Genomic DNA, 16,038 nt, shown 5'->3' with positions numbered 1-16,038 from the left:
TATGCAATCTCACTAAGGATTTGTGAGCCCTATCTCATAGCAAACGATATCGTTAATTTTCGTGGTGATTATTCAACCAGAGGTTAACTCTCAAACATTAAAGTATGCTCTGATTTAGACTTATTTGCCGCTGAGTACGCGCAAATACTGGAGAAGTGTGAGAAATAACACCATAATGTAGGGCTCTAAAATAAGTAGGTAAGAACATGAAAATTTGTGGTGTTGAAATCAAAGGTAACGATGCAGTCATCTGTCTTCTTTCTCTATCAGATGGTGTATTTAACATTCCTGATTGCCGAGTTTCTAAAGTTTCAATTAGCGACGCAAACGACACACAGAATATGAAAGACTTTCAATTCTCTTTTGCAAAGTTAATGGAAGATTACCAAGTAGATAAAGTTGTAATTCGTCAACGCCAAACTAAAGGCAAATTTGCTGGCGGTGGCTTTGGTTTCAAACTAGAAGCAGCAATTCAACTGATCGACGGCCTAGACGTAACCGTTGTATCACCTGCTGACATCAAAGAGAGCCTCAAGCGCAACCCTCTAATGATGAAATTCAAAGAAACTGGCCTTAAGCAATACCAAGAAGCACCGTTTACTACGGCATATGCTTGCTTGATGAAGCGCTAATCAAAAGTCGCTAGCCAATATTTGATACAGAAAGAGCCTGAATATTCAGGCTCTTTTTTGTTTCTAGTTACTGACGTTAAGTGGAGTTAATTATGATATACACACTACCGCTCTAACACTGTTCGCCTGCGAGCCTTAATCCATTCTGGCTTCCTCACCACCAAATAAACCGCCGCAGCAGACAAGGCAAAGCCCATCGCGCCATAGATGTCGAACGACTCACCGAAAATAAGCCACGCTTGGATTGCTGTCGTCGGTGGCACCAAGTAAAAGACCGAAGCCACACTTGAAGATGCACCGTGCTCTACCATGTAAAGCAACAATAGGATGGCAACACAAGACAGAACGACCACCAGCCAGATTAGAGTCAACGTGAATTCTACCGTCCAGTTCACTTGCATAGTTTCATAACGCATTGCGAACGGCAGAAACAACGCTGCAGAAGCCAAATATTGCACCATCGCACCGCCGACCATATCAGTGCCCTGACAGAAGCGCTTCTGATACAGAGTCCCGCAGGTAATACCAACCAAAGAAACCAAACACAATAACGTTGCCAAGCCTTTTTGGTCGTCTGACTGCCATTCAATATTGCCCATCAACACCAAACTAATACCCGCAAAACCAAGCGCCAATCCCAACCACTGTGCAAAATTAAAACGCTGCGAAGTACAGCTGATCATAATTAATGCGGTGAGAATCGGTTGTAAGCCAACAAGTAGAGAACTCAACCCGGCAGGCATACCCATATCAATTGCCAGATAAGTGCCACCAAGGTAGAAACCATGAATCAAGATGCCGACCACAGCAGCGTGGAAGAATGCTCGACCACGAGGGATACGACGCTTAAGGATTGCAATTAAAACCAAGAACAGCGCCACGTTGGCTACCATCCTTAGTGAAAGTAATGTTGCGGGTTCTGCGTATTCCACGCCAAGACGAGCGCCAACAAAGCCTGACGACCACAATATTACAAACACAAACGGAATCATTTTAATCAGCATTACAAACCTCTGGTCAACTCTTCATCAATGCTGTTACCTTAGTTGGGTACAGATAACTAATAAAGATACAGATATAACACTTTAAATGGTTACAGATTGAGTGTGAGCTATGAGGGAGAACAACGTGGAAGCAGAAGTCAGCGGCAATAAATATCTCGCTACCGAACAACATATTAAGGCTCAGATTGATAAAGGGTTATTTCACCCAGACGATCGCCTTCCCTCGATCCGCCAATTAAGCGAACAATTGGGTGTGAGCAAAAACACCGTGATTCGCGCCTATCAAGAGTTGGAAGCGACGGGCTGGGTGTACTCGGTTCCCAAGTCGGGTTATCGCGTGAAAGCACCCAACACCACTAGCTGGGATGCATCAAGCCAACCTCAAAAAGTTGATCTATTATCTGTCACCAAATCGGTACTCTCTCGTCCAAAAGGTCGTCTAAAACTATTGGCAGGCTCAGCACACCCCAATATCAACAACCCTGCGATTCGTAGCTTGTACGCCGAGATCGGTCGCCACAGTCGTTTGCAAACTCAGCTTCCCGGTTATTACCAACTGCCTCCTGGAGACGAGCAATTAGTAAAGCAATTGTTAAAGATCACCCATGATCTTGGTGTGCCTGCGGGATCGAAAGAGATTGCGATTACTCATGGAGCTCAACAGGCGATCAGTTTAGCTTTACGTGCGCTCACCAAGCCGGGGGACATCGTGGCGGTCGAGTCGCCATGTTACTTCGGCAATCTACTTTTACTTGAGTCGCTTGGCTTACAAGCCCTTGAAATTCCCAGCAGCGTTAGCCACGGTATTGATATCCCATCACTACAAAGTGCGCTGGGCAAATGGGAAGTGAAAACCTTACTGCTAACGCCAAACTTTACCAATCCAACCGGTTCACGGATGCCATTGGCGAATCGAAAAGCATTACTGGAGATCACCGGATCCTTACCGATTATCGAAGACGATGTGTTCGGTAGCTTGGCATTCGACACACCAATCGCGAGCCTCAAAGAACTGGATGATCAAGATAGAGTCATCTACGTCAACTCATTGTCTAAAACCTTAGACTCACGCTTACGAATCGGCTGGTTACTGTCGGGGCGCTATCAGCCCTTGGTCGAAAAGTACCTTTTATGTGACAACATGGGCAGCTCAAACCTCATGCAATCCGCGGTGGGTCAATTCCTCACTACCGGTAAATATCGCAGTCATTTATCCAAAATGAAACGGCTCTATCAAACCAATCAAAAACAGTTCCAAAGCTTGTTAATTCAAGCTCTTGATAGTTACCCGCACCTTGTCGGACACTACCACCTATCAAAGCCGGAAGGCTCATTTCTCAACTGGATAACACTGCCTGAGTCGGTCGACAGCTATGCCGTCTATCAAGACTGCTTAAAGCATAAGTTGGGGATTTTACCCGGTACAGTGTTTGGGACCAATGACCAATACAAACACTGCTTGCGCTTCACTGTCGCTAACATTGAGGAGAGCAAAGAGTGGAAAGAAGGGATTGTGACGCTGGCGAAGATAATAGCTAAGCACGTACGTTAGATATTTTCAGTATTCGACTAATATTCTCAATCAAGAGTTAATAGCTTTGACCTTATTAACATATTAAATATTAGAGATTCGCTACACTCGCAGCCTTTCTATGCTTAGCAGAATTAAACGTGGCAACAATAAAAGATGTAGCAGCACTTGCAGGGGTTTCAACAGCAACGGTTTCTCGTGTATTAAACCGAACCTGCTACGTTGAACCTATCACGCTAGAGCGCGTAGAACGTGCAGTAAAAGAGCTCAATTACCACAAAGATGCTCGCGCAACAGCCTTGGCAAGTAGAAGCAGCAATACGCTTGGATTACTGACTGGCAACCTTGCCGATCCATTTTTTGCTCTGGTCGCGAAGAGTGTCGAAGAAGTGGCTAGAACCAATGGTTACCAATTGGTCGTGGTAAGTGGCGGACACAATGCTCAGCGAGAAAAAGAAGGCCTCGACTTTCTTATCAGCCAAGGTTGTGAAGCAATGGTCATTCATTCAAAGATGCTCGATGACACCACGTTACTGCGTTACTCCGCTCAATTACCTGCAATGGTTTTACTCAACCGCACGATTGCTCAAATATCAAATCGCTCTGTATGGGTAGATAATAAACTCGGATCTCAAATATCAGTAAAGCACCTCATCGAGCTGGGTCATCGAAAAATCGCCTATGTCTCGAGCGACCTTCCAATCCAAGACCGAACAGACCGTTTACAGGGCTACCAAGAAGCGATGAAAGCGGCCAATATCGAAATACAGCCTAATTGGATCATCAACCAAAACTTTAGTGAATCAGGTGGTGAAGCGGCGGGTGACATCTTAGTAAACCAATGCCCCGAGGTCACAGCCGCCGTCACCTTCAATGATGTAATGGCTGCAGGCTTAATGACGAGCTTGCAAGATCAAGGCATCTCGGTTCCCAACGATATTTCTGTGATCGGCTTTGATGATGTTTTGCTCGCTCGCTATCTTTACCCTCGGTTAACCACCATGCACAACCCTATCGACGAGATGTCGACTTATGCGGCTAACCTTGCCATAAAACTTAAAGCCGCAGGATACGCCCCTCCTAAGCAACATAAATTCGAAGCGACACTGGTTGAAAGGCAGACGGTTAAGTCAATCAAGCACTAAAATGAGACGAAATGTGACCAAAATCTCATGTATACACCTCATGTAACCGCTTACATGAAAACAGCATTGAAGTCGCACTTTCGATTTCAGAGCACGCTTATTATCCATTCCGAACAAACCCTACATTCACCTGAGGACAACAAATATGAATAACTCAAAGCCTCTACCATCGTTCGGATTAGCATTAGCGCCCATCGCCGTTATGTTTGCGCTACTTGCTATTGGATACGGTGTTTTAGGACTTCGCATTGAAGTTCTGCTACTCATTTCTGCGACTTTCACCGCATGCATTGCTTGGAAGATGGGCTACAACTGGGATGACATCATCAACGCGATTGTTGAGAAACTTGCAAAAGCGATGCCTGTTATCTTGATATTGGTTTCGGTGGGCGGTCTTATCGCAAGCTGGATGATCAGTGGCACGATCCCTTATATGGTTTACTGGGGGCTTAAAGTCATCAGCGCTGAATACATACTTATCGCTGCCTTTTTCGTTACTGCTGTTGTCTCTGTATGTACTGGTACTTCTTGGGGATCTGCGGGCACGGTTGGTGTTGCACTGATGGGCGTTGCGGCCGGTCTAGATGTATCATTGGCAGCTGCCGCGGGTGCTGTTGTTTCTGGCGCATATTTTGGCGACAAGATCTCCCCTCTTTCAGACTCAACTAACTTTGCGCCTGTCGTTTCAGGCACCACATTGTACGAACACATTCAGCACATGCTTTACACAACGCTGCCTGGGTTTGTGATTGCATCAGTTGTCTTCTTCTTTGCTGGACAAAGTGCAGATATCGCGAACGTAGGTGAACCAGAAAAGGTCACTCAAATTCTTGCGGGACTGGATAGCCTATACAACTTCAATATCCTTTTGATCATCCCACCAGTGATGATTCTGTGGGGCGCACTCACCAAAAAACCTGTTCTGCCACTGATGTTAGGTGCGTCTGCTCTTGCGATTGTATTAGGTATGGTTCTACAAGGTTTCTCTCTACAACAAGGTTTCCAAGCTTATGTCGACGGCTTCAATGTCGCTCTGTTTGAAGCGAAAGGTACAGCGATTGATGGACTAATTCCTGATGTGTCTAAACTGCTAAACCGTGGTGGTTTGTTCTCAATGATGAGCACCATCCTACTGGTTTTCTGTGCGTTCTCTTTTGCAGGTGTTTTAAGCCTAACCGGCGCTTTGAATGTGGTACTAGGTCGTTTCTTGCATATGATTCACTCAACAGGACAACTTATCGCATCAACAGTGATTGCAACCATCACAGTAGTATTCACGACCTCTGACGGTAAATTAGCACTTCTCATCCCTGGTGAACTGTTTCAGAACGCTTACCGTAAAATGGGGCTAGACACTAAAAACCTATCTAGAACCATTGAAGACGCAGGCACAATCATCGAACCACTGGTTCCTTGGACTGCGGCAGGTATTTACATGGCAAGCACGCTCGGAGTTGCAACGCTAGATTACCTACCTTGGGCAATCCAATGTTACACCGGTATCGTTTTCGCTCTGATTTATGGTTTCACTGGGTTTGGTATTGCACACACAAAGCCTGAACAATCAGAAGACTCCGTAGAAACTTCCCTGGCTCACAGCACTAAGTAAGGCTCACATCCTATGAATTCTTTCGACAATACAATTAACCGCAGAAATACAGGGTCGGTAAAGTGGGACTTTATGGAGCAGAAGCTTGGCTTAGAAAGTACCAACTTACTGCCAATGTGGGTTTCTGACTATGATTTCCAAGCGCCTCAACAAGTATTAGATCGCTTAGCTCAAGATATTTCTCATGGTATTTTTGGTTACTCAGAACGTCAAGACGACTACTACCAAGCCGCGATCGATTGGTTTAGAAACCAACATCAAACAGAAATCAAACGAGAATGGATTACAACGGTGCACGGCGTTTTGCCCGGTATTGCTATGGCGCTGCAAATGCTCACACAAGTGAATGACCAAATCGTAATTCAAAGCCCGGGCTACGGTTCGTTCCGTAAGATCATCGAACTAAATGATCGTAAGGTGTTGAACAACCCATTGATAGTATCAGAAGGTCGTTACCAGCTTGATTTCGCACATTTGGAAGACTGCTTTGCGAGTGGCGCCAAAGCGTTGATTTTCTGCAACCCACACAACCCAACAGGCAGAGTATGGAGCGAACAAGAGATCCTGCAAGTTGCCGAGCTTTGCCAAAAACACGATGTATGGCTGATCAGTGATGAGATTTGGAGCGACCTAGCGCTAACATCCAACATATTCCATTCAACATTGAAACTACCAAGTTCGCTAACCGACAAACTTATTGTGGCAACTGCGGCCAGTAAAACTTTTGGCTTATCATCATTAAGAATTTCGAACTTTATCATTCCAAATGCAGAATTGAAGGAGCAGTTTGTTCGACGTTTGGATGCTCATGGCATGGATTGCTTCAACAATCTATCAATGTCCGCAGCGACCACTGCATATCAAGAGTGTCAAGCTTGGTTAGCGGACTTAAAACAGTATCTGCAAGACAACATAGAAACGCTGAGCGGATTCCTAAAGACAGAGTTGCCTCATATTCGTTTCACTAAACCCGAAGCGACGTATCTTGCATGGCTAGATTGCCGTGCAATGAAACTAAGCGATGCAGAGCTTGAGCGCAAACTCATTGCAGCCGGTATTGTACCGAGTATGGGTTGTGCCTTTGGCGAGGAAGGTTCAGGATTTATTCGATTGAATCTAGGGTGCCCTGCAGAAGTATTAGCAGACGCTTTGGTACGACTAAAAGTAGCATTAGCTGTAGATAAGTAAGCAACTAGAAAACGTCACCCACGCCAAACAACAAAGCCCCACTCAACTGAGCGGGGCTTTCATCATTCTTACTATTTACTTATTTAAAGGTAAATTAGCCTTGCCAAGCAAACTGTTCGAACACTTTGTCTACCGGCGTTTCAGCAACACGGTTTACATAGTTACTGATCACTTTCTGAGACAGGCCAAGAATCACTTCTAACACTTGCTGTTGGCCGTAACCCGCCTCAAAGAATGCTGCCATTTCACTTTCAGACACATTGCCACGATTACGAACCATGCTGAGCGTGAAGTCGTGCAGTGCTTGCAACTTCTCAGTTGGCATTGCGGTGCGATTACGCAGTGCTTCAGTGATCGCAGGATCAACCTTCATTGAGTGTGCAATGCCAGTGTGTGCAGGAACACAGTAGTGACACTCGTGTTCAACGTTGATGGTTTGCCAAACCACCGTTAGCTCTTCAGCATCGAAAGATGAGTCACTAAACGCCTGATGAAGCTGAGTGTAAGCTTTAAGCGTGTTTGGGGATTCAGCCAACACACCAAACAAGCCTGGAACTCGCCCCATCTGTTTTTTAGCGCCTTCAAGAATAGGTTTGCTCTGCGCGGGTGCTGATTCTATTGAGTGAATTTTGAAGTTGCTCATTGTTTTATCCCTATCAATTTATGATTTTAAAGTTATTCAATTACGGAGCAATTAATTACTGTTCTCCGTTAGTGTGAAAACAATATAGAACAAATTAGAACGATCGTTCAAGTGTTATTTTGAACATATGTTCAAGTTTTACATTGAAGCATGACGAATATCTTTTGCTCATAACAAGAAAGCCCATCAAGTGAAACCTGATGGGCTTTCATTCATCTAAGATTTTATTTTAAGCAACTACCAGTATTCAGCATGAGCCAAAGCTTCAACACAGCTAGACTGTTCGCTCGCCACTTTGATTTCACCGCCAGTCAGCGATTGAGCGATCCAACCGTGAGGGTAGCTCAACTCGAATGGTTCTGGGATCTGCTCAGTAGTGATTTGCTCAAAACCTACTTTTGAATAGTAACTAGGATCACCGTATGTCACAGCAAGCTCGACACCCTGTTCCTTTAGAGTCTGTAAGCCGAAGTTAATCAGCTTTTGGCCGATCCCACGCTTTTGAACTTGAGTGCTCACCGCTACTGGAGAGAGCAAGTAAGCCTTAGTTTCGTCATCAAATGAAAGCGGAGTAAAAATAATCGCGCCTACAATTGTGCTTCCTAATTCACGAGTATCATCTTCCGCGACAAAACAAAGTAGCTCTGTTGGATCTGTGGTCGTTAAAAGATCCTTGGCAAGCTTACCTACTGTTTTACCCTCGTTCTCGCCTTCTGAATCAGTAAAGGTTTGAGTAAAAAGTTGCGTGATCGTTTCGATCTCGCTTGAATCATATAGTCTAAATTTCATGGTGTTCTTCACTTACTGTACTTTCTTCAACACAAAGAAGTGATAATCAAAATCACGCTTAGCTGAGCCTTGAGAACCTTCCACAAGTTCGCTGTTACTGAAGAATTGTTTAATTTCATTGTCGCAATCTGCGAGCGCTTTTGAGTTTGGCATCGTTGCTTTCAAAGACTCGACTTGCTTTTGCAAAGGCTGATAATAGGCAAGCCAGCCGGCGTCGCTCATCGCAAAGTCATCCAAGACTTGGTAACCCGCCGCCTTTGCATGCTTGATACGTTCAGCTACCGTGGTCATATCTGGGTACTCTTTCTGCCAGAATACTTTGATTGATTCGTTTGGATTCTCGGTGTTCCACACCAAATCATTCACGACCAAGATGCCATCATCGATGAGTAGCTTCCGCCACTGCTTAAGTGCTTTCTGAACACCCATGATGTAAGCGCTACCTTCTGACCAGATCAGGTCGAATGACTTAGCTTCAAACGGTAGATCCATCATGCTTGCACATACCGTTTTAATATTGCTTTCGAGACCAAGTTCTAGTGCTTGTTGACTCAGAATATCCAAACTCGGTTGATCATTGTCTAACGCTGTTATTTGCACGTCCGTTTGATGTTCAACTAAGGCTTTCGCTAACGCCTTGGTCGCGATGCCTTTGCCACAACCAATCTCAAGTACGCGCTTAGGTGTAACCGGAACTTGTGCCAATGCTGCTAAGGTATCTTCAACCGTTCCTGGCCCTAAACGCTCTAAGCCCTCAAAAATAGCGCCAAAATCCGCCATGTATTGATCATGTTCATTCATGTCTTTCGATAACCACTTCAATCGCAGAGCCTGTTTCTCATCAAAACCCTGCTTAATTAACCAATCGAGGTGTGCATCTGGCGCAAGCTTGTCCATCGACTCATGCCACTCTTCTAGACCACCTTCACCTAGCATTGCTGCTAGTAGGTCGCGTGATCGTTGCTTTTGAACGAGCTCTTCGTCTAACTGCTTAAGACGATTTTCCAGTAAGCTGCGCTCTATCTTTGCATCTAGACAAGCTTGGCACTCTTTGAGCGTCAACCCACCCGCTTGTAACTGCTGCAACAACCGAACACGTTGTAGGTCCTTTTCAGAATAAAGGCGATAACCATTGCTCTGACGCTGAGCTTCAATCAAACCTAGCTTGCCGTAATACAACAATGTGGAGCGGCTCAGCCCAACCAAATCGGCCAGTTCAGAGATACGATACATGCACTTCCCCTCTCATTTCGGTAGCAAAGATAAACTATGAAGCTGTAGTCAGGTCAACAGAATTTTAGACACTTTTCTCGTTCTTTACCTATTTACCTTCAAACTGATAAAACGATCTGAGTGTGGTTTTAACCATAGAACGGTTAGTCATCGACATTGCCTGCACGGGATTCAGGAAAAGGAGAGGATTAAACTTGATGAATTGAAAACAATTGGCTCATAAACATACTTCTTTCTAACCGAATTTTGCTAACTTCTAAATTATTCAACAATGGACGAACGTTAACTAAACGATAAATACAATCACCCAGCAAATAGATCAAAAGAGCACAGATATCACCTGAAAATGCCTTCTTAACTTTTTAGAAAAATTCAAAAATAATTAGAATTTAATCCCTAACTTTACTGAGTAATTTGTTAGTCTTGGAAACAATTATTTACAATCCGACTAAAAATTAATTGGATCGCTAGAGGTTGTTTTTCTTGAATATGAAATTATTCGGCAGTTCCCTAATCCTTTCAGGGACTGCATTAGGGGCTGGCATGTTGGCTATCCCAATGGTGTTGGCCCAATTTGGCTTCATGATCAGCTCAGTGCTGATGCTACTTATCTTTATCGGCACCACTTACTCTGCACTCCTACTGGCAGAAGCGTGTACTAAAACTAAAGACAACAGTGGCATGAGCAGTGTTGCTTACCTCACTCTGGGCAGCAAAGGTAAACACTTTATCAATGCACTCTTTTATCTGCTGTTGGTATGTATGCTTATTGCTTATATCTTGGGCGTGGGTGACATCATCCATAAGCTACTGCTCGATGTTGGCGTAAACATCTCTGCATCTGCTGCTTATACCGTTTTCAGCCTATTTATGGGTGTGATTGTAGTTGCGGGTAAGTCTTATATCGACAAGTTGAACCGTGGCCTATTCATCATGATGGTGGTGATGCTATTTATTGTTATCGCTTCTCTGTTTAGCAATATCCGCCTTGATTACCTAACTCAAACTAGCCAATACACGGCCAATGATGTGGTGCAATACAGCGCGGTTATCTTTACCAGCTTTGCCTCTATGGTGGTGATCCCATCACTGGTGATCTACAACCGTGAAGCGACTCAAAAGCAGATCCGCAATATGATTCTGCTTGGCTCAGTGATTCCGCTCGTGTGCTACCTCACTTGGTTGTTCGCGATTATCGGTAACCTTGGCACAGACGCGATCAGCCAGTTCCACAACATTTCAGAGCTGATCTCTGCGTTTAGCGGACAGTCTGCTTGGTTGAAAGTAGTGATTGCTCTGTTCTCAGCACTGGCATTAGTGACCTCTTTCCTCGGCGTGTCGATGGCGCTGTATGACCAAAACAAAGACGCTGTAACCAACAACAAAGCGTTGGCTTATACGTTGACCTTCATCTTACCTTTGGTATTAGCAGAGCTGTTCGCTAGCCAGTTTGTAAGCATGCTCGACTATGCAGGCATGGTTTTGGTGTTCCTAGCTATCTGGGGTCCACTCGCAATGGTGGTTAAGGTGCGCAGACCGGACTTCCCTCACCTACAAACCGAGGGCAGCTACACAGCAGCCGGTGGCGACACCGCACTAATGGCAACATTCGGTTTTGGCGCGCTGATTTTCGTGTCTTGGTTTATGGGTTAGATAGAGACACAGTATCAACCGCTGCCGTGGTGATATGTATGTGTTTGTGAGTGAAGACTAAACAAGTACCTCACACTCACATCAAAATACAAAAAGCCAGTGAGTATCTGCTATTAACAGTAGATACTGACTGGCTTTTTCAGTATTTGAACGTGATTACTGAGAATTAAAGAGACGTTCTTATTAAGTTAAGTTGTCAAGTAACTGCTCACATTGCGCTTTGAGCGATTTAAGTTCGTTTTCATTCATCTTAGACAAACAAAATATCTCTTCTGGGACAGTTTGCGCGCGCTCTTTGAGTTCAGTCCCTACAGGAGTTAGCGTAATTACTCGCACTCGTTCATCTTCAGTACTACGTTTACGAAGCACATAACCTTTTGCTTCTAAACGCTTAAGTAATGGAGTCAAGGTTCCTGAATCTAAATGTGTTTTAGCGCCTAACGCTTTGACATTTATCTCTTGTTGCTCCCAAAGCACCATCATCACAATGTACTGTAAATAAGTAAGATCAAGCGCTTTCAGCAGAGGTTGATAAGCTCGACTCATTGCATTTGAAGCACTGTAAAGTGCAAAGCACACCTGATTATCTAACTTTAGATATTCATTTTGGTCGCTCACGATCACCTCGTCAATAAATTAAATTGCACACAATATACTTGCACACGTAAGTTTTATCAATTAAGCTAACCTCAAAATAAAGTTGCGCACAATTTAATTTTACACAACTATTTTAAGGATTAAGACAATGACAACACTCTACACTACTTCTGCTACTGCAATTGCTGGTCGTAACGGCCAAGTTTCTACTGACGATAATTTGCTTTCTGTTGCATTAAGCTACCCGAAAGAAATGGGCGGTTCAGGTGAAGCAACGAACCCTGAGCAACTGTTTGCGGCGGGCTACTCTGCGTGTTTCTCAAATGCTCTACTTCACGTAGCGAAAGAAATGAAAATCAAGATTGCATCGGCGCCAACAACTGCAACGGTTGGTATCGGTCCAAATGAAAATGGTGGTTTTGCTTTAACCGTTTCATTAGCGATTGAGCTCGACTTGGCTCAAGAACAGGCTGTTACGCTTGTAAAAACCGCTCACCAAGTTTGCCCATATTCAAATGCGATTCGTGGCAACATTGATGTGAAATTGTCGGTTAACGGACAAGCGCTTTAGTCGCTTTACCCAAAAATGTCCCACTAAAAAAATGTCCCGCATTAGGCGGGACATTTTTATATAAGATGGAAAACTTCTAACTCTGAAAGATTAGCTCTTAAACGTGTTTGCAATCTCTTTCAATGAAGCCGCCAGTTCAGCTTGTTCTTTGGCTGTTGCTGCAATTTGAGTTGCGCCTGTGGTCGACTCCGTCGATTTCTGCTCTACTGCCATCACGTTTTGCGCGATATCTTGGGTCACAACCGCTTGCTCTTCCGTTGCTGTGGCGATCTGTTCGGTCATGCTGAATATTTCGCTTACCGATGCGGAGATTCCTTGTAAGGTGTGCTCGACCTCTTTTGAATCCTCAACTGCTTTAGACGACATCTTTTGACTGTTATCAATCACATTAAACGCCGTTTGAACATCAGACTGTAGCGAGCTGATAAAGCCTTCAATTTCAGCTGTCGATTGCTGAGTACGTTGTGCTAGCGTGCGAACTTCATCAGCCACTACCGCGAATCCACGGCCTTGCTCACCCGCTCGTGCCGCTTCAATTGCCGCGTTCAATGCTAACAAGTTAGTCTGTTCAGCGACCGACTTAATCACATCAATCACACTGTTAATGTTATTGCTGCTCTCGTGTAGATGCGTGATTTTTTCCGCTAGGTCATTAATTTCAGATGCCAGTTTTTCGATAGAGTGGTAAGAGTTTTGAACCGTATTCAAACCTTCTTGCGACTGCTCATCGACCAGTTTAGCAGAGCTTGCTGTCTGCTGAGTTTTAGCGGCCACTTCATTTACCGTTGCTGATAACTCTTCTGTAGCAGTCGCAACTAAGCCAATTTGGTCTTTTTGTTGAACTAGTGTGTTCGAGTTGTAGTGACAAGTTTGCGAGGTTTCTTCAGCGGCTGAAGCTAAGGTCAGACTCGACTGAGACAGATTGTCGATAACGTTTGAAAACTTCTCTAGCGTTTCGTTGAGTGCCGAAGATATCTGGCCAAGTTCGCTGTTACCAACGTACTTAGCACGAACCGTTAGATCGTTGTCATTACGAACTTTAGACAACATCACTGTCAGGTCTTTCACTCTCATCGTCAGGTCGCTGATCACCTTAAAGCTCACGAAGGTTGCGAACAAAGTAATCAAAGCAAATAGACCAATACTCATCATCATCGCAGACTGCGCCTCTGACATCTTTTTCTCGGTCAGCGCAATCAGTGATTCAGCTAGGTGGTTTTCTGTTTTCTTTAGCTGAACAATACGAGCAGTAGATTGAGAGAACCAGTAGACAGGGTCAACATCAAAGCCGCTCATCTTAGATTCAGCCAAGCTACGAAGCTTTTCTACTTCTGCCACAGAGCGGTCATTTAACTGTTGTTCAAAGAATCGAACGTTCGCTGGGTTGCTCAACACTTCATAGTTCGAGAAGTAGGTATTTTGCTCTGTCACTAAAGAGATGAATTTCACCAGCATACCCGGGCCAAATTCATTTTTAGAAAAGGTGTTATTCAGGACAGCACGCTCGATACCCGCTCGCTCTTTACCTTGCAAGAAGTTGTAGTAAGCGATGGTTTCTGTAGTGATGGTAGCATCAGAACTTAGCTCTGCAATTAACGCCGATACGCTAAGAAGCTTTGCATTCAATTGGGTGTAGTAACCCAAGGCCTCAGAAAGTGGGATAGATTGAGAATCCACTCGATTTCGAATGGTCGTTATCTGATTAAGGCTTTGGCTTATCCCTGTGTTCAGGCGATTAATCTGTGGCAGATTGATATTGGCAGACTGCCAGTAATCATTTCTTTCATTACGTCGGTTATCGGCATTGGTTCTCTGCGCGGCTAATTCACTGACAAACTTGGTTCCTTGAGAGCCAATAAAGCCAGCTGTCATGCCTCGCTCTTTTTGTAACTCATGCACTAACTCACTGTACACAACCGAAAGGCGTGTCAGTTGATTCAATGAGGACATTTCAGTCTTTGTTTCTACGCCTTTGGATATCGCAGAAACACTGAGCCAGAGAAACCCTAAGATCGGTAAAATAAGCAAAGCGATGATTTTTTGCTTAAAGGACATATCGGTTAATTTCATTTTTATTTCCTAGCAGCTGACGAATCTTTATCTGTCATGTAATTAGACACACTTCTAAAACGGTGTACCTTTACCGAGATCATAATAATATTTAGTTTTATCAATTACCGTGCCATAACGGACGACAATCGATAACGCTAGCATTTAACCTTACAAAATTCATTGGTTTATTTATAAATTTGTTAGCTATGCAGCTTTAGAAAACACAAAAAGCGTGCAACAACATTTTATTGACGTAAGCGACTGAAATATGGCAGGTTTTATTAACCCTAAAGAGGTATGTGTACACCCTTTTCTGCTCAGTTGTCGCTACATATTCAGCGCCAACTATGTATAATGCCGGGCTCAAAAAGTTACGAATTCAATTAACGTAGAAGCATAATTAGAGGTTTTATGGACTGTCCCGCTTGCGAAGAACACATTGGATGGGAATGGGTAGAAGAAGCAGCAATCGAACCTAATGAAGAATTCGATTGCCCAGAGTGCGAAGAAACGCTGATGTACACTATCGATGAAGGCACCTATTACGGCGCGCAGCATAAAACCGTCGAAGTCGTCGACGACTAGTCTTACTTAGACATTAGATAATGAGACCAGAATAAAAACTGCCAAACCTTGTCTATTAATTGCATTCAATCGAGCACCTTATGCACCAACAAGATGCAAGGAAGACAATTAAGTTGAGCAAAACACACCTTTACTGGAACGAGCGTTCAGCATAAAATATTGAACATATGTTCAGATTAATGAAGTAAATGTTATGGCCAAGACCGCAAAGTTCGATAGACAAGATGTAGTAGATAAAGCAACGAACCTGTATTGGGAAAAGGGCTTTCACGCAACTTCTATGCGTAACCTGCAAGATGTGATTGATATGCGTCCGGGTAGCATCTACGCGACATTTGGCAGCAAAGAAGGTCTGTTTAAAGAGACGCTTGCTCGCTATACCGAACTTGGCATCCTCAATCTGAACCGTTTCCGCAGCGAAACAGACTCTCCAATCAAAGCGCTCGAAAGTTTCGTCAAACGTGCTGTGGTCGAATCAAAACAAAGCTCGCCAAATGGCATGTGTATGCTAGCAAAAACGGTCGCAGAACTGACTGATGAACACGCAGAGTTATTAGAAGAGGCGAAGAAATCACTGAAGATCATGGAAGGTGAGTTCGCTAAGCTGATTACCGAAGCACAAGAGCTTGGTGAAATAAGCAAAGAGCGTGAACCTGTTCAGCTTGCTCGACATGTTCAAGTTCAAATAGCAGGTCTGCGTACGTACGCTAAAACCTGTGATGACATTGATTTACTTAACTCAATGGTTGAAGACGTATTTAAGTATCATCCTTTTTAGAAGCTGAACTTGTTTTAGAAGCCATACA

General features: G+C 44.1%; 15 protein-coding genes. 9 read left to right on the top strand and 6 right to left on the bottom strand.

The annotated features are described in order from the left end of the window. Positions 1-206 precede the first annotated feature (206 nt). On the top strand, positions 207-632 hold the full coding sequence (locus tag BCV39_RS00980) for a DUF3010 family protein (protein ID WP_017069797.1): 426 nt from the start codon (positions 207-209) through the stop codon (positions 630-632). A 104-nt stretch (positions 633-736) separates the two neighbouring features. Here the strand turns inward: BCV39_RS00980 and BCV39_RS00975 are convergent, their stop codons facing one another. Beyond that, positions 737-1,636, bottom strand: coding sequence for a DMT family transporter (locus BCV39_RS00975; protein WP_048663788.1), 900 nt, complete (start codon positions 1,634-1,636; stop codon positions 737-739). 124 nt (positions 1,637-1,760) lie between these two features. On the opposite strand from BCV39_RS00975, the gene BCV39_RS00970 reads away from it, so the two are divergent. The 4 genes from BCV39_RS00970 (at position 1,761) to BCV39_RS00955 (ending at position 7,109) form a co-directional block, all read left to right on the top strand. Continuing rightward, positions 1,761-3,188, top strand: a complete 1,428-nt coding sequence (locus BCV39_RS00970; RefSeq protein ID WP_048663789.1) for a PLP-dependent aminotransferase family protein — start codon at positions 1,761-1,763, stop codon at positions 3,186-3,188. Positions 3,189-3,307: 119 nt separating this feature from the next. Then, positions 3,308-4,312 carry a LacI family DNA-binding transcriptional regulator gene (locus BCV39_RS00965; protein WP_102432004.1) on the top strand — a complete coding sequence of 335 codons (1,005 nt, stop codon included), beginning with the start codon at positions 3,308-3,310 and terminating at the stop codon, positions 4,310-4,312. Positions 4,313-4,457: 145 nt separating this feature from the next. Next, the gene (nhaC, locus tag BCV39_RS00960) at positions 4,458-5,921 is read left to right on the top strand and encodes a Na+/H+ antiporter NhaC (protein ID WP_102432003.1); all 1,464 of its coding nucleotides are present in this window, start codon (positions 4,458-4,460) and stop codon (positions 5,919-5,921) included. Positions 5,922-5,933: 12 nt separating this feature from the next. Further along, complete coding sequence (locus tag BCV39_RS00955; protein WP_102432002.1) at positions 5,934-7,109, top strand: MalY/PatB family protein; 1,176 nt, start codon at positions 5,934-5,936, stop codon at positions 7,107-7,109. 94 nt (positions 7,110-7,203) lie between these two features. Here the strand turns inward: BCV39_RS00955 and BCV39_RS00950 are convergent, their stop codons facing one another. The 3 genes from BCV39_RS00950 to BCV39_RS00940 form a co-directional block, all read right to left on the bottom strand. Next, a complete protein-coding gene (locus tag BCV39_RS00950) occupies positions 7,204-7,752 on the bottom strand; it encodes a carboxymuconolactone decarboxylase family protein (protein WP_102432001.1) in 549 nt (182 codons plus the stop codon). A 237-nt stretch (positions 7,753-7,989) separates the two neighbouring features. Then, positions 7,990-8,553 carry an N-acetyltransferase gene (locus tag BCV39_RS00945; RefSeq protein WP_102432000.1) on the bottom strand — a complete coding sequence of 188 codons (564 nt, stop codon included), beginning with the start codon at positions 8,551-8,553 and terminating at the stop codon, positions 7,990-7,992. After that, positions 8,554-9,774, bottom strand: coding sequence for a MerR family transcriptional regulator (locus tag BCV39_RS00940; RefSeq protein WP_102431999.1), 1,221 nt, complete (start codon positions 9,772-9,774; stop codon positions 8,554-8,556). It abuts the gene before it with no gap. A gap of 489 nt (positions 9,775-10,263) precedes the next feature. Between BCV39_RS00940 and BCV39_RS00935 the strand changes: the two genes are divergently transcribed. Next, positions 10,264-11,427: an aromatic amino acid transport family protein gene (locus tag BCV39_RS00935; RefSeq protein WP_102431998.1), complete on the top strand. Its 1,164-nt coding sequence runs from the start codon at positions 10,264-10,266 to the stop codon at positions 11,425-11,427. A gap of 183 nt (positions 11,428-11,610) precedes the next feature. On the opposite strand, the gene BCV39_RS00930 is transcribed toward BCV39_RS00935, so the two are convergent. Next, positions 11,611-12,045 carry a MarR family transcriptional regulator gene (locus BCV39_RS00930; protein ID WP_102431997.1) on the bottom strand — a complete coding sequence of 145 codons (435 nt, stop codon included), beginning with the start codon at positions 12,043-12,045 and terminating at the stop codon, positions 11,611-11,613. A 127-nt stretch (positions 12,046-12,172) separates the two neighbouring features. Here BCV39_RS00930 and BCV39_RS00925 point away from each other — a divergent pair, with 127 nt between their 5' ends. Continuing rightward, a complete protein-coding gene (locus BCV39_RS00925) occupies positions 12,173-12,595 on the top strand; it encodes an organic hydroperoxide resistance protein (protein ID WP_102431996.1) in 423 nt (140 codons plus the stop codon). A 90-nt stretch (positions 12,596-12,685) separates the two neighbouring features. Here BCV39_RS00925 and BCV39_RS00920 read toward each other — a convergent pair whose 3' ends face one another. Then, on the bottom strand, positions 12,686-14,665 hold the full coding sequence (locus BCV39_RS00920) for a methyl-accepting chemotaxis protein (protein ID WP_102431995.1): 1,980 nt from the start codon (positions 14,663-14,665) through the stop codon (positions 12,686-12,688). A gap of 393 nt (positions 14,666-15,058) precedes the next feature. Here BCV39_RS00920 and BCV39_RS00915 point away from each other — a divergent pair, with 393 nt between their 5' ends. Together BCV39_RS00915 and BCV39_RS00910 are read left to right on the top strand one after the other, a co-directional pair. Next, a complete protein-coding gene (locus BCV39_RS00915) occupies positions 15,059-15,232 on the top strand; it encodes a hypothetical protein (protein ID WP_008216632.1) in 174 nt (57 codons plus the stop codon). Positions 15,233-15,425: 193 nt separating this feature from the next. Then, positions 15,426-16,010 (top strand): TetR/AcrR family transcriptional regulator, encoded by a 585-nt coding sequence (locus BCV39_RS00910; protein ID WP_102431994.1) that lies wholly within the window; start codon positions 15,426-15,428, stop codon positions 16,008-16,010. Positions 16,011-16,038: the final 28 nt, after the last annotated feature.

Source organism: Vibrio sp. 10N.286.55.E10 (assembly GCF_002872555.1).
Classification (GTDB): domain Bacteria; phylum Pseudomonadota; class Gammaproteobacteria; order Enterobacterales; family Vibrionaceae; genus Vibrio; species Vibrio crassostreae.
Note: the sequence above shows the minus strand (reverse complement) of the source record. Positions and strands in the feature narration are given on the sequence as shown.

Coding starts and splice junctions, on each gene's coding strand:
- BCV39_RS00980 (WP_017069797.1), top strand. CDS start 207: ATGAAAATTTGTGGTGTTGAAATCAAAGGTAACGATGCAGTCATCTGT.
- BCV39_RS00955 (WP_102432002.1), top strand. CDS start 5,934: ATGAATTCTTTCGACAATACAATTAACCGCAGAAATACAGGGTCGGTA.
- BCV39_RS00925 (WP_102431996.1), top strand. CDS start 12,173: ATGACAACACTCTACACTACTTCTGCTACTGCAATTGCTGGTCGTAAC.
- nhaC (WP_102432003.1), top strand. CDS start 4,458: ATGAATAACTCAAAGCCTCTACCATCGTTCGGATTAGCATTAGCGCCC.
- BCV39_RS00920 (WP_102431995.1), bottom strand. CDS start 14,665: ATGAAATTAACCGATATGTCCTTTAAGCAAAAAATCATCGCTTTGCTT.
- BCV39_RS00975 (WP_048663788.1), bottom strand. CDS start 1,636: ATGCTGATTAAAATGATTCCGTTTGTGTTTGTAATATTGTGGTCGTCA.
- BCV39_RS00910 (WP_102431994.1), top strand. CDS start 15,426: ATGGCCAAGACCGCAAAGTTCGATAGACAAGATGTAGTAGATAAAGCA.
- BCV39_RS00915 (WP_008216632.1), top strand. CDS start 15,059: ATGGACTGTCCCGCTTGCGAAGAACACATTGGATGGGAATGGGTAGAA.
- BCV39_RS00935 (WP_102431998.1), top strand. CDS start 10,264: ATGAAATTATTCGGCAGTTCCCTAATCCTTTCAGGGACTGCATTAGGG.
- BCV39_RS00950 (WP_102432001.1), bottom strand. CDS start 7,752: ATGAGCAACTTCAAAATTCACTCAATAGAATCAGCACCCGCGCAGAGC.
- BCV39_RS00940 (WP_102431999.1), bottom strand. CDS start 9,774: ATGTATCGTATCTCTGAACTGGCCGATTTGGTTGGGCTGAGCCGCTCC.